Here is a 16,187-nt window from a genome sequence, read left to right as displayed (position 1 = left end):
AGATGTGTATAAGAGACAGGGTCCCAGCCGCCCCGTTGGTACCGTCGCCGATCAACGGGCGCCCCAACAGCAAATTGGTGGGCGCATTGATCACACCCAGAATGCTGTCCACCAACGTCTGCAACGGGTTAGCCGCAGCCGCCTCAGCGGCCGCATACGCGCCTCCGGCCCCACTCAACGCCTGCACAAACTGGCTATGGAACGCCGCCGCCTGCGCGCTCAGCGCCTGATACTCCTGGGCGTGGCCAGAAAACAGCGCCGCGATCGCAGCCGAGACCTCATCGCCGGCGGCTGCCACCACTGCCGTAGTTGGGGCCAAAGCGGCGAAGTTGGCCGCCGTCAGCGATGAGCCAATGTCCGCCACGTCCGCCGCTGCCGTCGACACAGCTTCCGGGAATGCAACTAGATACGACATGGGTGCCTCCCGACTGGCCACCATCGCGGGTAAGGGCTACGAAAGTAGCAGGAAAAGTGCCGATCCGGGGGGAAATTCCCTCATTTGCGCTAGAGTTACGGACTTTTCCCGGTTCTCACCGTCAACGACCGAGAAACCCGCCCACTCGCTTCCAATGTCCAGCTGCCGAAACGTGTCGAATCGCCGGTGATGCCTAGTCCCACCTGGGGGTCAGCACCCCCAGCGCGCCCAGCGCGACCGCGGCCGCGGTCGACGTCCGCAACACCGTCGGACCCAGTCGGACCGCAACGGCGCCGGCGTCGGTCAGCGCGGCGATCTCCGCCGGCGCGATGCCGCCTTCGGGACCGACCACAAGCGTCAGCGAATCCGCCTGTGCCAGGCCAACTTCGGCAAGCCGACAGGTCGCCGACTCATGTAACGCCAGCACTATCGCACCGCGGGCCACCTCGTCACGTACCCGCCCGGTCAACGCGGCCGTGGACAGCGGGCCGTCGACCGCCGGGATAAACGCCCGCCGTGCTTGCCGCGCCGCCGAGCGGGTGACCGCTCGCCACCGGCGCAGCCCCTTGTCGACGCGCGCACCGGTCCAGCTCGCCACGCAGCGCGCCGCCTGCCATGCCACGAATGCGTCGGCGCCTGCCTCGGTGGCCAGCTCGATCGCCAGTTCGGAGCGCTCAGACTTCGGCAGCGCCTGCACCACCGTCACCGCCGGCCGTGCCGGCACGGCGCTCCAACGCTCCAGCACCCGGGCAGCCAGGCCGTCGCGTCCGGCCCGCTCGACCCGGCAGCGGGCCAGGTCGCCCTCGCCGTCGCCGAGCACCACCTCCTCGCCCGGACGGATCCGCCGCACAGTCGCGGCGTGAAAACCTTCGTCTCCGTCCACCACGGCCAGCGCGCCGGTGTCGGGCAGCGCGTCGACGTAGAACAGCGTCGCCACCATGCGCGCGCCGCCGACCGGCTAGCGCCCGGTGAAGGTTTCGCGCAACCGGCTGAACAGCCCGCCGCCGGCGCCGTGCGCCGACCGTACCTCGGCCACGTCGCGGCTTCGGCGGTTCTTGAACTCGCGCAACAGCTCGGCGTCGTGGTGGTCCAGCCGGGTGGGGACCACCACCTCGACGTGGACGTGCAGGTCTCCGCGAGTGTGGGAGCGCAGGTGCGGCATCCCGCGGCCCCGCAGCGTAATGACCGAACCCGGTTGGGTCCCCGGCGGAATGACGATCTCGCTGTGGCCGTCCAGGATGGCGTCCAGGGTCACGGTGACGCCCAGCGCCGCGTCGGCCATCGGCACCGACACCGTGCAGTGCAGGTCGTCGCCCTCGCGCGCGAAGATGTCATGGGCCTGCTCGTGGACCTCGACGTACAGGTCGCCCGCCGGCCCTCCCCCCGGCCCGACTTCGCCCTGGGCGGCGAGCCGCACCCGCATACCGTCGCCGACACCGGCAGGAATCTTGACGGTGATCTCACGGCGCGCCCGCACCCGGCCGTCGCCCATGCACTGATGGCAGGGGTCGGGAATGACCACTCCGACACCGCGGCAGGTGGGGCACGGGCGCGACGTCAGCATCTGCCCGAGCAACGAACGCTGGACGGTCTGCACCTCGCCGCGGCCACCACAGGTGTCGCAGGGCACCGGGGCGGAATCGCCGTGGGTGCCCTTGCCCTGGCAGCGGTCGCAGAGCACCGCGGTATCGACGGTGACCTGCTTGGTGACACCGGTCGCGCACTCTTCGAGGTCCAGCCGCATGCGCAGCAGCGAGTCCGAACCCGGCCGAACACGGCCGATCGGACCGCGCGACGCCGAACCGCCACCGAAGCCGCCCCCGAAGAACGCCTCGAAGACGTCGCCCAGCCCGCCGAAGCCGGCGAACCCGGAGGCCGACGCGCCGGCGCTTTCCAGCGGATCCCCGCCCAAGTCGACGATCCGGCGTTTTTCCGGGTCGCTCAACACTTCGTAGGCGACGCTGATCTCTTTGAACTTCGCCTGCGCCGCCTCGTCGGGATTGACATCGGGATGCAGTTCGCGGGCCAGCTTGCGATAAGCGCGTTTGATCTCTGTTTCGCTGGCGCCCTTGCTGACGCCGAGCAGCCCGTAGTAATCGCGTGCCACGATTAACCTTCCTGTGCCGCCCTACGCGGCTGTCCACAACCTCTGCAGCGGGTGCGCGGTCATCGAGCACCCAGCACTTCGCCGATATACATGGCAACCGCGGCGACACTGGCGATAGTTCCCGGGTAGTCCATCCGGGTTGGCCCCAGCACACCCATGCCGCCGTAGACGGTGTCGTTGGAGCCGTAGGCGGTGCTCACCATCGAGGTCCCGACCATCTGCTCGACCTCCGTCTCATGGCCGATGCGCACCGTCACCTTGCCCGCTTCCTGCTGTGCGGCCAACAGCCGCAGCACCACCACCTGCTCCTCGAGCGCTTCCAGGATGGAGCGCAGCGAGCCGCCGAAGTCCGCGGCGTTGCGGGTCAGGTTTGCGGTGCCGCCCATGAGCAGCCGCTCCTCGGTGTGTTCCACCAACGACTCCAGCAACACCGTCGCCGAGCGGCCGACCGCGTCGCCCAAACCGCCGGCGCCGCGCAGCCGCCCCGCAAGGTCGGCGACCGCGATGGAGGCCGCCGAGAGCTTCTTGCCTTCCAGCGCCTGCCCGAGCAGCTCGCGCAGCTGGGACAGCTGGTGGTCGTCGATGACGTCGCCGAGTTCCACGATGCGCTGGTCGACCCGCCCCGAGTCGGTGATCACCACCATCAACAGCCGCGCCGGGGTCAGCGCGATCACTTCCAGGTGGCGAACGGTCGAACTCGACAACGTCGGGTACTGCACCACCGCGACCTGCCGGGTCAGTTGGGCCAGCAGCCGAACCGCCCGGCGCAGCACGTCGTCGAGGTCCACACCGGAGGCCAAGAAGCGCTGAATCGCCCGCCGCTCCGCCTTGGACAGCGGCTTCACGTCGTCGAGGCGGTCGACGAACTCCCGGTATCCCTTCTCCGTGGGCACCCGCCCGGAGCTGGTGTGCGGCTGGGCGATGTATCCCTCGGCTTCCAGCACCGCCATATCGTTGCGGATCGTGGCGCTGGACACCCCCAGGTTGTGGCGCTCTACCAGGGATTTCGAGCCGATCGGTTCCTGAGTGGCGACGAAGTCGGCGACAATGGCACGCAGCACCTCGAAGCGGCGCTCGTCCGCGCTTCCCATCGACTGTCACCTCCTTTGCGCCCGATCGCCCGGGTTCATTTTACGGTCTCGGAAGTAGCTGACCGTCCAGCTGCGGAATAGCACCGCGTCACCGGGACGGTGCCGGCCGGCACATTCGGCAGATTCGGTGCAGGTCTGCTTCCACGGCGCCGTTGCGGCTAGCCTGTTCGGCATGATCATGTGCGGCTCCCACGGCGCGTCAGCGACGATCCGCCAATGATTTTCAAGGGCGTGCGGGAAGGTAAGCCGTATCCCGACCACGGGTTGTCCTATCGGGATTGGTCGCAGATCCCGCCACAACAGATACGCCTCGACGAATTGGTCACCACGACCACGGTGCTCGCATTGGACCGACTGCTGTCGGAGGACTCCACGTTCTACGGCGACCTCTTCCCGCACGCGGTGAAGTGGCGCGGGGTGACGTATCTCGAGGACGGCTTGCACCGGGCGGTGCGGGCGGCGCTGCGTAACCGCACGGTGCTGCACGCGCGGGTATTCGACATGGACATGCAGCCGGGCCGCCCGAACTAGGAGCGCGGGTCAGTAACACGCCGGCTGGGGTGTCGGGCTGATTGGCGGGGACACGGATGATGGGGTGTGCCCGATGATTTCGATGATGGTGGGTTTCGGCGCCACCGGACTGGCCGCCCTGGCGATCAGCTGAGTCGCCTGCCGTTTCCCGGGCGGTTTGACGTGCGAGTCTGCATCCAGGGCATCCAGTCTGCGCCCAGAGCGCTTCGGACCGCGATTTCGTCGCCCTCAGCGCAGAATGAAAACCTAACCCGGTTCTGGCAGCGCCGGACCCGCGTGAACCGTTACTGGGCCGCCCGAACTAGCTCGCTTGCCGTCGGGTGCGGATCGGCCGGTCACATTCTGATGCCGCCAGGTGTCGATCAAAGAAAGACCACCAATCCGTGAGGAGCACGCCAATGTCCCGCCTTACCGGGGTCTGTGATCGCGACGCCGGCCCGGCCGCCAAAATCGCCTTCTTCGTCACCAGGCGCAAGCTGGTGAAGATGACCGGACTGCAAACAGCCGCCATGCTGGAACCACCGCGGATGTACGCCCACATCCCTAGCTAGGTTGCTCAACGCCTACGGCCGGCTCGAGCAGGCCGAATCGAAACTGGATATGCTCAGCCCCCGGGTGCGGGCCCTGGCCGAACTGACGGCGGCGACGACCGTGGGCTGCCAATGCTGCATCGACCTGGGCTCACAGATCGCCCGCGGCCTCGGGCTCGGCGACCAGGACCTCCTGGCGCTGGCCGACTTCGAGCGGGCCGACTGTTTCTCCGACGTCGACAAGCTGGTCCTGCGGTACGCCACGGCGATCAGCCGCACCCCCGTCGAGGTCAGCGACGAGCTGTTCGAGGCGCTGCGCGCGCACTTCGACACGGCTCAACTCGTCGCGCTCACCCATATCGTCACCTTGGGCAATCTGCGTGCCCGGTTCAATATCGCGCTGGGCATCGGAGCTTCGGGCTTCTCGGGTAACCGGGTGTGCGCGCTGCCCGACACCACACCACGATGACGGCCGATCCGGCGCTGACCGCGCGTTTCGAGGCGGCCAGGCCGCAGCTGGGCGCAATGGCCTACCGGATGCTCGGCTCGGTGGACGACGCGGAGGACGCCGTGCAGGAGGCGTGGTTGCGACTCGGCACCAGCACGGATCGGGCCGGCGGCATCACCAACCTCGACGCGTGGCTGACCACCGTGGTGGCGCGGATCTGCCTGAATATGTTGCGCGACCGCCGCGGTCACGGCCGCGAGGAGCTGGTCGAGCGGCTGCCGGATCCGATCGTGGACCCGGTCGGGGAATTCGACCCCGAGCATCGGGCGATGCTGGCCGACGCGGTGGGCCTGGCGTTGTTTGTCGTGCTGGACACGCTGCCCCCGGCGGAGCGGCTGGCCTTCGTGCTGCACGACGTGTTCGCCGTCCCGTTCGAGCAGATCGCGTCCATCGTCGAGCGCTCGCCGGAAGCTACTCGCAAACTGACCAGCCGCGCCCGGCGGCGCATCGAACAGGCGGACCCGGTTCCCGACGGCGACCTGGTGACGCAACGCCGGCTCGTCGACGCCTTCTTCGCGGCAGGACGCAGCGGTGACTTCGACCGCCTGGTCTCGGTGCTGGATCCCGGCGTCGTGCTGCGCGGCGACCTGGGACCCGGTGCCATCCGCTCGGCGCACGGCGCTTCGGCGGTGGCCGGACTGGCCCGCAGCTATGCGGCACCCGAACGCGAGGTGCTGCCCGCGACCGTGAACGGCGCGGCCGGCGCGGTCGTCTTCGTCGCCGGCCGTGCCGCCGCGATCATGGGCTTCCTGGTGCGCAACGGAAGGATCGCCGCGATCGACGTGCTGGCCGATCCGCGGCGCATCGCCAAGCTCGATCTGGGCGCGCTGAACCGGTAGGACGGGTCAGTGTCCCGCGGCCTGCAGCAGTTCCATCGCCGAGCTGCGCGACAGCATCCAGCTGCCCTGGTTGACGAACGTGACGTTTTGTGTGACCGGCGAGGTCAGCTTGGGGCCTGAGACGGCAACGTCGGCGGTGGCGGTCCCGGCGCCGGCCGACTGGATGTTGGACACGGTGAACGACAACGGCAGGTCCCCGTTCTTGGCGGCCTTCTTCAGCTCATGGTCGGCCAGGCGGGCCTCGGTCCCGCCGATACCCCCCTCGACCAGGTCGCTCTTGTTCGCGAACGAGACGCTGGGATCGGCAAGGCTGTTGAGCAGGCTGGTCAATTGAGCGGCGGTCGGCAGGTTTGCGGCCGGGGCGGGGTCCTGCGGCAAGGGCGCTCCCAAGACCACCGGCAGCACCGGCTGCGGCGTCGGACTGGCGGATGCGACAGACGTCACACCCGCGGCGGCAGCCCCGATCGCGGCCACGGCGGCCAGGCCAGTAGCGACGGATTTCATCATCATGCTCTCCCCCTGGTTCACAACTGATAGTCCTAATAATCGTCCTGGCAATAGCCTAGCCGCAGCGGCTTTTGTCACCTCCGAACTACCGGCGCACTTTGCGGATTAAGCTGTGCCGGACCTCGGTAGCAGCCATGAGAATCGCCCGCCGGCTGGTCCCGGTGGGCCAGCTCGGCGCATCGGATAGCAAGGAACGGAAGAGGTTACAGATTGCCTGCCGTCGTGTACCCGAACCAAACCAGATTCGCATTACGTTCCGGCGCCACTTGTTTGACCACGCCCGCAGGAGCCGTGCTGCTGAATCCGCCGCGCAGCCAGAAACTCAACGGATTGTCGGCGGCTCAGCTAGAGGCACTTAAGGCGCTCAACCTGGCGCCCGCAACGATTTCTCAGTTGGCTTCTCCGACAGGCGAAAGCGATGTCGGGACTCTCATGAATCACCTCGCCATGGGCGGCTGGCTGGCGGTAACCGTGCGAGACAACGGAAAAGAGTTCTACTCCATGCTCCCGGTCGGACAACCGCCCGCGCGGCCGGCGCTGTCGTCGGCGCAATCCGCGGTGCTTTCAAAGTTCGTTGTCATGCATCGTGACTCGGCTGGCTTTGTGCTCGAGCATCCGCTTGCCTGGTGCGATGTACGCATCCACGACTTACGTCTGCTCGTGCTGCTCGACGAGCCGGCAGCAAAAGACACCGGATTGCCGACCACGGTCACGTCACAGTTCATCGAGGACCTCAAGTGGTGTGGCATGTTGGTAACCGCCGGCGCCGAGGACGACAGGTTCGAAACCTGCAGTTGGAGCGCAGCCGACCTGTGGTTTCACCGGCACAGCACACTCGGTGAGCGCACCGTCACCTGGGAGAATTTCGGTCCAACCAAATGGGCCAAGGGTCGGTTTTCCCAGCCGCGCGCGCGCCGAAGCAACTACCCCGGCGAACCGACCGCCCTACCGATCCCAGACCTGGCGACAAAGCGGATCCAGGACCCCACGCTGACAGCCGTTCTGGAAGACCGGATTTCGACAAGAACATTCGATGACGCTCACCCGATCACGATCCAGCAACTGGCTGAATTGCTCTACCGCACAGCGCGCACACGCAGCACCCAGCGCCTCGGTGACGGCGATGAACTTCTGTCTCGCCCGTATCCTTCCGGCGGCAGTCTTTACGAACTCGAGCTGTATCCCGTGGTGCGCAACGTGGCGGGCCTCGAACCCGGCATGTACCACTACGATTCCTTCGACCACGTCCTGCGCCCGGTGGCCGCGGCGGACTCGAAGGCGGTAGCCGCGCTGCTGAAGCCCGCTTCGGCGACCCTGACCGGAGGCGCCGAGCCACAGGTGCTCGTCATCATGGCCGCGCGCAGCGGTCGCATGATGTGGACCTATGAGCAGATTGCCTATGCCACGATTCTCAAAAACGTTGGGGTGCTGATGCAGACGATCTATCTGGCCGCGACCGCAATGGGCCTCGGTGTCTGTGCGCAAGGATTCGCCGACGCCGCCGCGTTTATTGCGGCCACCGGAGTCGATGAACTGCAGGAGTGCAGCGTCGGCAGCATCGTCGTCGGCTCCTGCGTCTCCGACTAACCTTCGGCGAGAACCTCTTCATCGGTCATTGCGGCGACGTCTAGATAGTGCCGTGCGATCATACTCAATCGCTCTGGTGTGCCACGCTGAGCTTCCCGGGCGTTCAACCGCTCGGCCAACCCGGCCACGGTTCGTGTCGCAAACAGGTCCGCGACCACGGCGTGATCGATGTCCAACCAGTCGCGCACCCGCGCGATGACGGTGGTGGCCAATACCGAGTCACCGCCGAGGGCGAAGAAATCGTCATGCACTTCGACCCGATGCACGCCCAGCACCTCGGCAACGATGTCGGCCAGCGCAGCTTCCAGATCGTTGCGGGGGGCACCGTCCTTGTCTTCGGCGGCTTCCGGTTCGAGCAAAGCGGCCACCGCGCGGCGATCCGGCTTGCCGTTGCGCGTCAACGGAAACCGGTCGAAGAATCCGATGCGTACTGGAATCATGTAGCTCGGCAACAGATCAGCGATTGCCGCGCTGATGTCGCCAATCTCGTCGGGATCACCCAGGACCGCTGCAACCAACTGCGGCGCACTGACACCGGCCAAAGCAGCCACGGCGTGACGCACTCCGGGAACCGTACGAAGCGCGTTCTCGACCTCGCCGAGTTCGACCCGATATCCGCGTATCTGCACCTGGTGATCGGCCCGACCGAGAAACTCGACGGTGCCGTCAGGCCAGTACCTGGCTATGTCACCGGTCTTGTACCAGCGAATGCCGTCATGCTCGACGAATCGCTCCGCGGTGCGTGTCGGGTCGCAACGGTAGCCCGCAGCAACATTGGCGCCACCCACCCACAGTTCACCGGGAACCCAGTCGGGGCAATCGCGCCCGGCCGGCGAAACAACCCGACACCGAACATTTCGCAATGGGATACCGAACGGCACGGTCGCCCAGTGTGCTGGCGGTTCACCAGCTACTTCACAAACGGTGCTGTGAATCGCTGTCTCAGTGGCGCCGCCGAGACCGGCGAACCGGCATCCGGGCACTTGCTTGGCCAGCCTGCGAGCCAGGTCAGCACCCACCCAGTCGCCGCCGAGAATGACGGCACGTAAGGAATCGCCCAGCCGATCCCCACCTTCAGCCAAGATCATGTCAAGCATGCTAGGCACACAGTTGATAATCGAAACGCGATGCTGGCAAAGCAATTTCACCCACGTGGCCGGCGCGGCCGAGCGCCCGGAATCGACAGCGACCAGCGCCCCGCCCACTGACAACAAACCGAAGATGTCGTAGACCGAAAGATCGAACTCGAGGGCGGAGAGCGCAAGCGCTCGATCATTGCCGCCGACCCCGAACCACTCGTTGAGCGCGTCAATGGTGTTCATCGCCGCGCTGTGCGGCACTTCGACGCCTTTCGGGAGACCCGTCGAGCCGGACGTGAACAACAGGTAGGCGATCTCAGCGGTGTCGGGCAAGACGGGCGCCGGGAGCGGTTCTGGATAGTTGCGCGCCGCGTCGATGGACACGCACGAAACCCCTGAGCCCATATTCGCACCTTCGACTGTCAGCGCCATAACAGCATCAGCGGTCTGAAGAATTTTGGCGCGCCGCGCATTTGGCTGGTCGAATCCGATCGGCACATATGTTGCGCCGGCTGCGAGGATCCCGAGCACCGCCGGTACTTGATCGCGTCCCTTCGGCAACTGGACAGCGACTGCGTCACCTGTTCTCACCCCGCGGGCTCTAAGCAAACCGGCAATGGCAAGAGACTGGGTGCACAGTTGCCGGTAGCTCCACGCACCCTGGTTGTCACCGACGCCCCACAGGACAGCCGGTGCATCCGGTTTCACCGCCGCATGTGCGAAGAAGCCCTGATGCAGGCATCGTCGGCTGACTGGGCCATCTGTTGCGTTGATCGCTGCGCGCACCGCCGCCTGAGTGCTGGGCAACCGCACCGCCGCCTCGGCTTCCCAGCCTGCGTCGCCCTCGGCAAGCCGTTCCACTGCCTTGGTGAACGTGGTGAACATGGCGTCGATCAGGCCCGGCGGGAAGGCCGATCCACGAACGTCCCAATTGACCAGCAGTCCGCCGCGCAGCTCGGTCACCTGGGCGTCCAGTAACACCTGCGGCCCCTGCGAGATGATCCACACCGGCTGTCCGAAGGTCTGGGTGACTTCATCGGCGAACAGTTCGCCCAGGTCGAGTGCACTGGTGAAGACGACCGGGGCCAATACCGGCTTGCCGCGATACCTGCCCAGGTCGCGCAACACGTCGAGTCCGGAATAGGCAGCGTGTGAACCGCTTTCATACATGCTGCGCTGAATGGCGCGGGCCCGGTCGGCTACGGACACGTTGTCGGCGAGATCGACCTCGAGCATGACTGAGGAGGTGAAGTCACCGACTACCCTGTCAATGTCCGGGTGCACCGAATCACGCTGGAACAGCGGCACGTTCAGCAGGAACCTGTCCTGCGCGGAGAAACCGCCGATGGTGTCGGCGAAGATTGCCGCCAACGCCATCGCCGGTGTGACACCCCGCGCGTGCGCGCCTGCGATCAGGCGTTGCCTGGCCTCCGGCGCCAACCAGTAGTCGTAACGGACCGTGCGATGCGCGGCCATACGTTGTCCGACCGGGACGGTCGGCAATTCCGGCGCGTCGGGTAGCTCCGGCAGCCGCTGCTGCCACCACTGCCGGTTTCGCTCACGCGCGGCATGGTCCTCTTGGCGCTCGGTGCGGTAACGCTGGTAGCTGTAACCGAGTTTCGGCAGCGCCGCGCCCCGGTACAACTCGGCCAGATCAGAAACCAACACGCGATAGCTCATCGCGTCGCAGGCCAGCATGTCGATGTCGAGATGCAGCCTCGCGCGGGTGTCGTCGCACAGGGTCAGGGTGATATCGATGACCTGACCGTCTTCGATTGCGAGCCGCTGGTGTGTCTTGCGGTCACGCAACTTCGCCAGGGTGGCCTCCACCGCGTCAGAACTCTGTCCGCGAAGGTCGACGACGTCGAACACCGGCCCACTCGGCCCGGAGACCGTTTGCTGAGTCCCATCCGGGAGGAATCGGGTACGCAGCATTGGATGCCTCCCGATGAGATCGGACACCGCGCGCTCCAGGCGGCCCGGATCGATTGCCGTGCAGTCGAATTCGACGTATAGGTGGGCCGCCACACCGCCGAGCGCCTGATCATCGGAGCGGCCGATCCAGTAGGCGTGCTGCATGGTGGCCAATGGGAACGGGGCGTCCTCGGCAACCGGGCCGGATGGCGCAGGTGGCGGTGACGCTGCCGCACTTCCCAGCTCAGCGGCAGTGAGCAGGCCGTACCAAGAGTCGATGGTGGGACGCGCCGCGAGTTGGGCGAAGGTGATGTCGGCCCCGCGTCGACGCCAACCTCCAGCCAGAGCCATCATCCGGATCGAGTTCAAGCCCAACTGGATCAGATCGTCGTCGTCGGCGACATCTTCGGTCCGGCAGCCCAATTGGTCCGCAACCGTAGCCCTGATTTCGCCCTTGCTGATCCAGTCCATTCCGTCGCCCAACCCTCGCGCCGACTCCATACCGCTCCTCCCCGGCTCCGTTCTATGCGATACCAGCGGCGAGCGCGGCGATGCTACGCTGCCAGAACTGCGTCAGACGGTCGATGTCGGAGAGCGCGAATAGCGCGTCACTCCACAGCCAGTTGGCGGTCAGTTGCGAGCCCTCGGGCGTCGAACGCACCAACACGCTGAGATACAGCGCAAAGCGGAGTGGCAGATCTGGCTCGGGATCGACCGGCAGACAATCGATTTGCTGATCCATCGACAGTGACCACGGCTGCTCGGTGAGCCCGCTGAGGTCCAGCCGACCCAGATAGCTGAACATTATCTGCGGTTCGGTAGCCTCCCGCAGTTCAGAGACTTCGCCGACATAACGAAGCAGGCCGTAATCCAAGCCTTCGTACGGAACTGCGCTGAGATAGGCGGTTACAGAGTCGAGTAGTGTCCGGGCGGCCTGCGGATCCGCCTCGATCTGCTCGATCTCGACAGCCGCAGCGCCAGCCCCGAGCCGGACTGGGAATGCGCTGGTAAACCAACCAACCGTGGTCGTCGTGTCGGCGCCCAGAACGGTATCAGCTCGCCCATGGCTGTCCAAAGCGATGAGCACGCCGGAAGACGCATCTTGCGCGCGAACACGACGCCAACTCGCAACGGCGGCTGTGGTTGCGGCTAGGAGAAATTCGCGCATACCGTTATCCCGGGTAAGCCTGGCCAGTATCCGCTCAGTGATCCTGACTGGTGTGCTCACCTGTGTGACTCGCAGCGTGGACCAAGTGTCACGAGTCGGGTCGGGATGCCGCAAGCCCAACGGGGCCTCGGAAGCACCGACCTGAGCAATCCAGTAGTCGCGCTGGGCGAGCACCTCCGGCGTGGCGGCGCGTTCCCACATCAGTTCCGACCACCGGCGGTAGGAAGTGAACTCCGGCAGCGTCTTCGGCGCCACACCGGACTTCACAGACCGCCACGCCTGCGCAAGCTCGCTGAGCATGATCTGCCAAGACACCACATCCACCGCCAGGTGGTGCACGGTGAGCAACAACAGGTGGCCGTGCTCGGCCGCGGACAACCACACCGCCCGCACCATGGTGCCGGCGTGCGGATCAATTTCGTCGATGGCCTTCCGTGCGCAGTGTGTGATAGCCGACTCTCGCTGGGCATCGGTTGAAATCGGCAGCGACACTTGGTCAAGCACGTCAGTGGCACGGACAACTCCGGGTTCCCGGGTGACCAGGCGCGGGCCACGGGCAGTGTCGACCAGAATCGATCGCAGGGTCTCGTGTCCATCGAGCAACATTTGCAGCATCAACTCGATTGCCGGGCGCTCGATGTCGGACGGCAACTGCAGCAAGATGGTGTTGGCGAAGCGGCGATAGTTGCCATATTCGTAAAGCCACGACACCATCGGCAACGGCGCCACCTCGCCGTATTCGGCACTCTGGACAACCGCATCCAAATCGGACGCCGCATCGACAACGGCCGCGAGTTGGCGAATCGTCGGGGCTGTGAAGAACATCCGCGGACTTAATCCGAGACCGCGCCGTCGAGCCTTGTGGACCAGCGAGATTGCCACAATGCTGTCCAATCCGAGCGAGAACAAGTCGTCATCGATATGGGGCACAACACCGTTGAATTGCTCGCCGAACACGTCGCACAGCGCCCGTTGGGTATCGGTAGCCGGCACGGCCCCCTTCGTGACTTGCGCGAGCGCATTCTCGGCCAGCCGGTCCAACATGCGGTTGTCCAGCTTGCCGTTGGCGTTGACAGGCAGCTGCGGTAAGACCACGATCCGGGCCGGAACCATGTAGATAGGCAGCCGATCTGCCAGGGCGGCACGCAACTGCGCCGGATCAGCATCCGTAGTTCCCTGCCACGCAACGAAGCCCACCAAGCTCGCGCCGGCCCCACGACGTACAACCGAAACTGCCGCGTCATGCACCCCAGGCCGGTCACGCAGTGCGGCCTCGATCTCGCCGACCTCGACGCGGTAGCCGCGAATCTTGACCTGCGTGTCGCCCCGTCCGACATAGGCATAACCACCGTCAGGTAGGCGGCGCACCAGGTCACCGGTGCGATACATACGATGTCCGGGGCGCAGCGGGTCGGCCACGAAGCGAACAGCGGTCATCGCCGAGCTGCCAACATAACCACGGGCCAGCTGTGCTCCGGACAGATACAGTTCACCGACCACACCGTTGGGAACTCTTCGCAACGCCGAATCCAGGACGTAGGCGAAGGTGCCGGCGTTCGCCGTGCCGATCGACGGTGTCGGATATTCCTTGACCGCGGCCACCACCGCCTCAACCGTCATTTCGGTAGGCCCGTAGCAGTTGTAGACCGCGTCGCATATCGACGCTGCCGGCAGAGCGCGCAGTTGCCGCCACAACGCCGTGTTGATCGACTCGCCGCCCAACGCCAACACCGAAAGGTTCTGATCCAAGAGTCCAGCAGCACGCAGTTGCACAAACATCGACGGGGTGGTGTCGATCATGTCGATCTGTTGGGCGGCAACACCTTTGACCAACCGGTCCGCGTCACGCATGTCCACGGCGTCGAAAAGATGAACGGCGTGGCCGTCGAGCAGTCCGACCATGGGCTGCCACGAGGCATCAAAGCTCAACGACCAAGCGTGTGCGATCCGCAGCGGGCGGCCCAGACGCTTTGCGGCTGCGCGATAGACCCGCTCGCGATGGTCGGCGAAGTAACTCAGCAATGCGGCATTGGTGCCGATGACTCCCTTGGGTTCACCGGTCGACCCGGACGTGAAGATGACATAGGCGCTGTGCTGGGGATGGCGAAGGATGACCGGGGCGTTGGCGGGAAGTCGCGAAATACGCTCTGCCACAAGAGGATCATCGATGAATACGGTGCTTACCGGGACACCGGCCAACCGTGAGTAACCGTCCTCCGTGATAACGAGCGCCGGATTTGCACGGCGCAAGGTCGTTTCGATGCGCGGCTGGGGCAGCGTGGTGTCGACGGGCAGATAGGCACCACCGGCGGCGAGCACCGCCAGAATGGCGACCACCGACCGAGCCGAGCGTGGCAACAACAGCGCGACGACTTGTTCCGGCCCGACCCCGCGGGCGGCAAGCTCTCTCGCCAGCCGGCATGCGTGGGCGTGTAATTCGGCATAGGTGTAGCGTTCGTCGTCGCCGGCGGTCAGGGCGACGGCGTGCGGTGTGGCGCGAACCTGCCGCTCAAACATCTCCCACACTGAGGTGCACTCCGGCCCCGGCGCCGGCCCAGTCGTAAGGTGATCGAACTCATGCCGCTCGGCGGCGGTGAGAACGTCCAGCGCGTCGGGGGTGCCGTCGGCAATATCGGGGAGTTGACGCAGCACTGCGAGCAATCGCTCGCCGATCTCGGTTGGCCGAAGATGCGGCAGCGCCGCAGTAATCGCCTCGACCAGCACCACCAGCGCGTCGTGCCGCATGTGCGACACCACCGTCAACGGGTAGTGCGTCAGACTTTCCATTTCGACCGGACAGAACTGGGCGCCGTCGGGTGTACGGACCGAACGGATCGCATCTTCGATCGGTGCGTTTTCGAAAACGAACAGGGAGTCAAACAAGGTTCCACGGCCGTATTCGCGCTGGATTTCCGAAAGACCGAGATAGCCGAGGTCGCGCATCGCCGATGTCTCCCGCTGTAATCGGGAGCATTGCTCTACCACGGTGTCGGTGCTATTCACCTGGTGCACAACCGGCACGACGTTGATGAACAGTCCGACCATGCTTTCCACGCCGGGCAAGCTCTCCGGTCGACCGGAGACGATGGTTCCGAAAACCACATCCCGGCGGTCGGTGAGCCTGCTGAGCACGACGGTCCAGGCGAAAAGCACTGCGGTATTGAGCGTCAATCGGTTGCGTTCTGCCCACCCGCGCAGTCGTGCCGTATCGGCGGCGGGCAACAGCAATTCCGACTTCTCCGGCACACGGTCGCCGCAAGCGGCAGCGCCCGGTGCCGGGCCATCTGCCACCATGAGCGGTCCGGACACGACCTGCAGGTAGTGAATCCATCGGGCAATGCCCGCAGTCTTGTCCTGGGCCGCAAGCCAGACGATGTAGTCGCGGTATGGACGCGGGACACCTAGCCCGTCGACTGATCCGCCCGCGCGGTAGATGGCCAGCATCTCGGTGAAGAACACGGCAAGCGACCAGCCATCCACCAAGATGTGATGCGCGGTGAAGATGATCCGGCGTCTGGCCCCACCGGGCACGGTGAGCAGCACAACACGCAATGCCGGCCCGCGCCGCAAGTCGAAGCGCCGGCGCCGTTCCGAGCGCGCGATGGCGTCGAACTCCGTTGGCAACGCGAATCTCTCGGACCACGGCAACTCGGCCCGGGCGGGTACGATCTGCACCGGCCTCGGTACGTCGCGATCCCAGAAGGCGGCCCGGAGATTCGGATGCCGGTCCAGCATGGCTTGAGCACTGCGGCGAAGCAAATCCACGTCGACCGGTCCGTCGACGTCGACCACGAACTGCATGCTGTAAACGTCGACGCCGTCCTCGGCCAATCGGTGCAACGCAAAAAGCCCCTCCTGCAACGGGCTGAGGGCAAGGACATCCTCGATCGGCGGCGCAGGTGTGGCCATGA

The 16,187-nt window shown here is 65.6% G+C and carries 10 protein-coding genes and 1 pseudogene; 4 read left to right on the top strand and 7 right to left on the bottom strand.

From position 1 onward, the window contains the following. The 4 genes from CDN38_RS33590 to hrcA all read right to left on the bottom strand — a co-directional run. Positions 1 to 415 (bottom strand): PE family protein (locus tag CDN38_RS33590; protein ID WP_142361365.1); only part of this gene is annotated, 415 nt, incomplete at its 3' end. A 193-nt stretch (positions 416 to 608) separates the two neighbouring features. Next, a complete protein-coding gene (locus CDN38_RS22800) occupies positions 609 to 1,355 on the bottom strand; it encodes a 16S rRNA (uracil(1498)-N(3))-methyltransferase (protein WP_099319197.1) in 747 nt (248 codons plus the stop codon). Between the two features lie 18 nt (positions 1,356 to 1,373). Then, positions 1,374 to 2,522 carry a molecular chaperone DnaJ gene (dnaJ, locus tag CDN38_RS22795; RefSeq protein WP_075509468.1) on the bottom strand — a complete coding sequence of 383 codons (1,149 nt, stop codon included), beginning with the start codon at positions 2,520 to 2,522 and terminating at the stop codon, positions 1,374 to 1,376. Positions 2,523 to 2,581: 59 nt separating this feature from the next. Continuing rightward, the gene (gene hrcA, locus CDN38_RS22790) at positions 2,582 to 3,613 is read right to left on the bottom strand and encodes a heat-inducible transcriptional repressor HrcA (protein WP_075509467.1); all 1,032 of its coding nucleotides are present in this window, start codon (positions 3,611 to 3,613) and stop codon (positions 2,582 to 2,584) included. A 216-nt stretch (positions 3,614 to 3,829) separates the two neighbouring features. On the opposite strand from hrcA, the gene CDN38_RS22785 reads away from it, so the two are divergent. From CDN38_RS22785 to CDN38_RS22775, 3 genes and pseudogenes are all read left to right on the top strand, one after another. Further along, on the top strand, positions 3,830 to 4,144 hold the full coding sequence (locus CDN38_RS22785; RefSeq protein ID WP_023365661.1) for a type II toxin-antitoxin system VapB family antitoxin: 315 nt from the start codon (positions 3,830 to 3,832) through the stop codon (positions 4,142 to 4,144). Positions 4,145 to 4,542: 398 nt separating this feature from the next. Next, positions 4,543 to 5,143: pseudogene (locus tag CDN38_RS22780) on the top strand (carboxymuconolactone decarboxylase family protein). Beyond that, positions 5,140 to 6,021, top strand: coding sequence for a sigma-70 family RNA polymerase sigma factor (locus CDN38_RS22775; protein WP_075511411.1), 882 nt, complete (start codon positions 5,140 to 5,142; stop codon positions 6,019 to 6,021). The pseudogene CDN38_RS22780 and the gene CDN38_RS22775 overlap by 4 nt, the downstream one beginning before the upstream one ends. Before the next feature lie 6 nt (positions 6,022 to 6,027). Here CDN38_RS22775 and CDN38_RS22770 read toward each other — a convergent pair whose 3' ends face one another. Beyond that, positions 6,028 to 6,531, bottom strand: coding sequence for an MTB12 family secreted protein (locus CDN38_RS22770; protein ID WP_075511389.1), 504 nt, complete (start codon positions 6,529 to 6,531; stop codon positions 6,028 to 6,030). Between the two features lie 207 nt (positions 6,532 to 6,738). Here CDN38_RS22770 and CDN38_RS22765 point away from each other — a divergent pair, with 207 nt between their 5' ends. Then, positions 6,739 to 8,115 carry a SagB family peptide dehydrogenase gene (locus CDN38_RS22765; protein ID WP_075511390.1) on the top strand — a complete coding sequence of 459 codons (1,377 nt, stop codon included), beginning with the start codon at positions 6,739 to 6,741 and terminating at the stop codon, positions 8,113 to 8,115. Here the strand turns inward: CDN38_RS22765 and CDN38_RS22760 are convergent. Both CDN38_RS22760 and CDN38_RS22755 read right to left on the bottom strand, forming a co-directional pair. Next, positions 8,112 to 11,579 carry a non-ribosomal peptide synthetase gene (locus CDN38_RS22760; RefSeq protein ID WP_075511412.1) on the bottom strand — a complete coding sequence of 1,156 codons (3,468 nt, stop codon included), beginning with the start codon at positions 11,577 to 11,579 and terminating at the stop codon, positions 8,112 to 8,114. The two genes, CDN38_RS22765 and CDN38_RS22760, sit on opposite strands and share 4 nt — an antisense overlap. 52 nt (positions 11,580 to 11,631) lie before the next feature. After that, positions 11,632 to 16,185, bottom strand: a complete 4,554-nt coding sequence (locus CDN38_RS22755) for a non-ribosomal peptide synthetase (RefSeq protein WP_075511413.1) — start codon at positions 16,183 to 16,185, stop codon at positions 11,632 to 11,634. Positions 16,186 to 16,187 lie beyond the last annotated feature (2 nt).

Source organism: Mycobacterium ostraviense (genome assembly GCF_002705925.1).
In the GTDB taxonomy this organism is placed as follows: domain Bacteria; phylum Actinomycetota; class Actinomycetes; order Mycobacteriales; family Mycobacteriaceae; genus Mycobacterium; species Mycobacterium ostraviense.
The sequence above is the reverse complement of the archived record's forward strand: the minus strand, read 5'-3'. Positions and strand labels throughout refer to the sequence as shown.

Coding starts and splice junctions, on each gene's coding strand:
- CDN38_RS22800 (WP_099319197.1), bottom strand. CDS start 1,355: ATGGTGGCGACGCTGTTCTACGTCGACGCGCTGCCCGACACCGGCGCG.
- hrcA (WP_075509467.1), bottom strand. CDS start 3,613: ATGGGAAGCGCGGACGAGCGCCGCTTCGAGGTGCTGCGTGCCATTGTC.
- CDN38_RS22785 (WP_023365661.1), top strand. CDS start 3,830: ATGATTTTCAAGGGCGTGCGGGAAGGTAAGCCGTATCCCGACCACGGG.
- CDN38_RS22775 (WP_075511411.1), top strand. CDS start 5,140: ATGACGGCCGATCCGGCGCTGACCGCGCGTTTCGAGGCGGCCAGGCCG.
- CDN38_RS22770 (WP_075511389.1), bottom strand. CDS start 6,531: ATGATGATGAAATCCGTCGCTACTGGCCTGGCCGCCGTGGCCGCGATC.
- CDN38_RS22760 (WP_075511412.1), bottom strand. CDS start 11,579: ATGGACTGGATCAGCAAGGGCGAAATCAGGGCTACGGTTGCGGACCAA.
- CDN38_RS22755 (WP_075511413.1), bottom strand. CDS start 16,185: ATGGCCACACCTGCGCCGCCGATCGAGGATGTCCTTGCCCTCAGCCCG.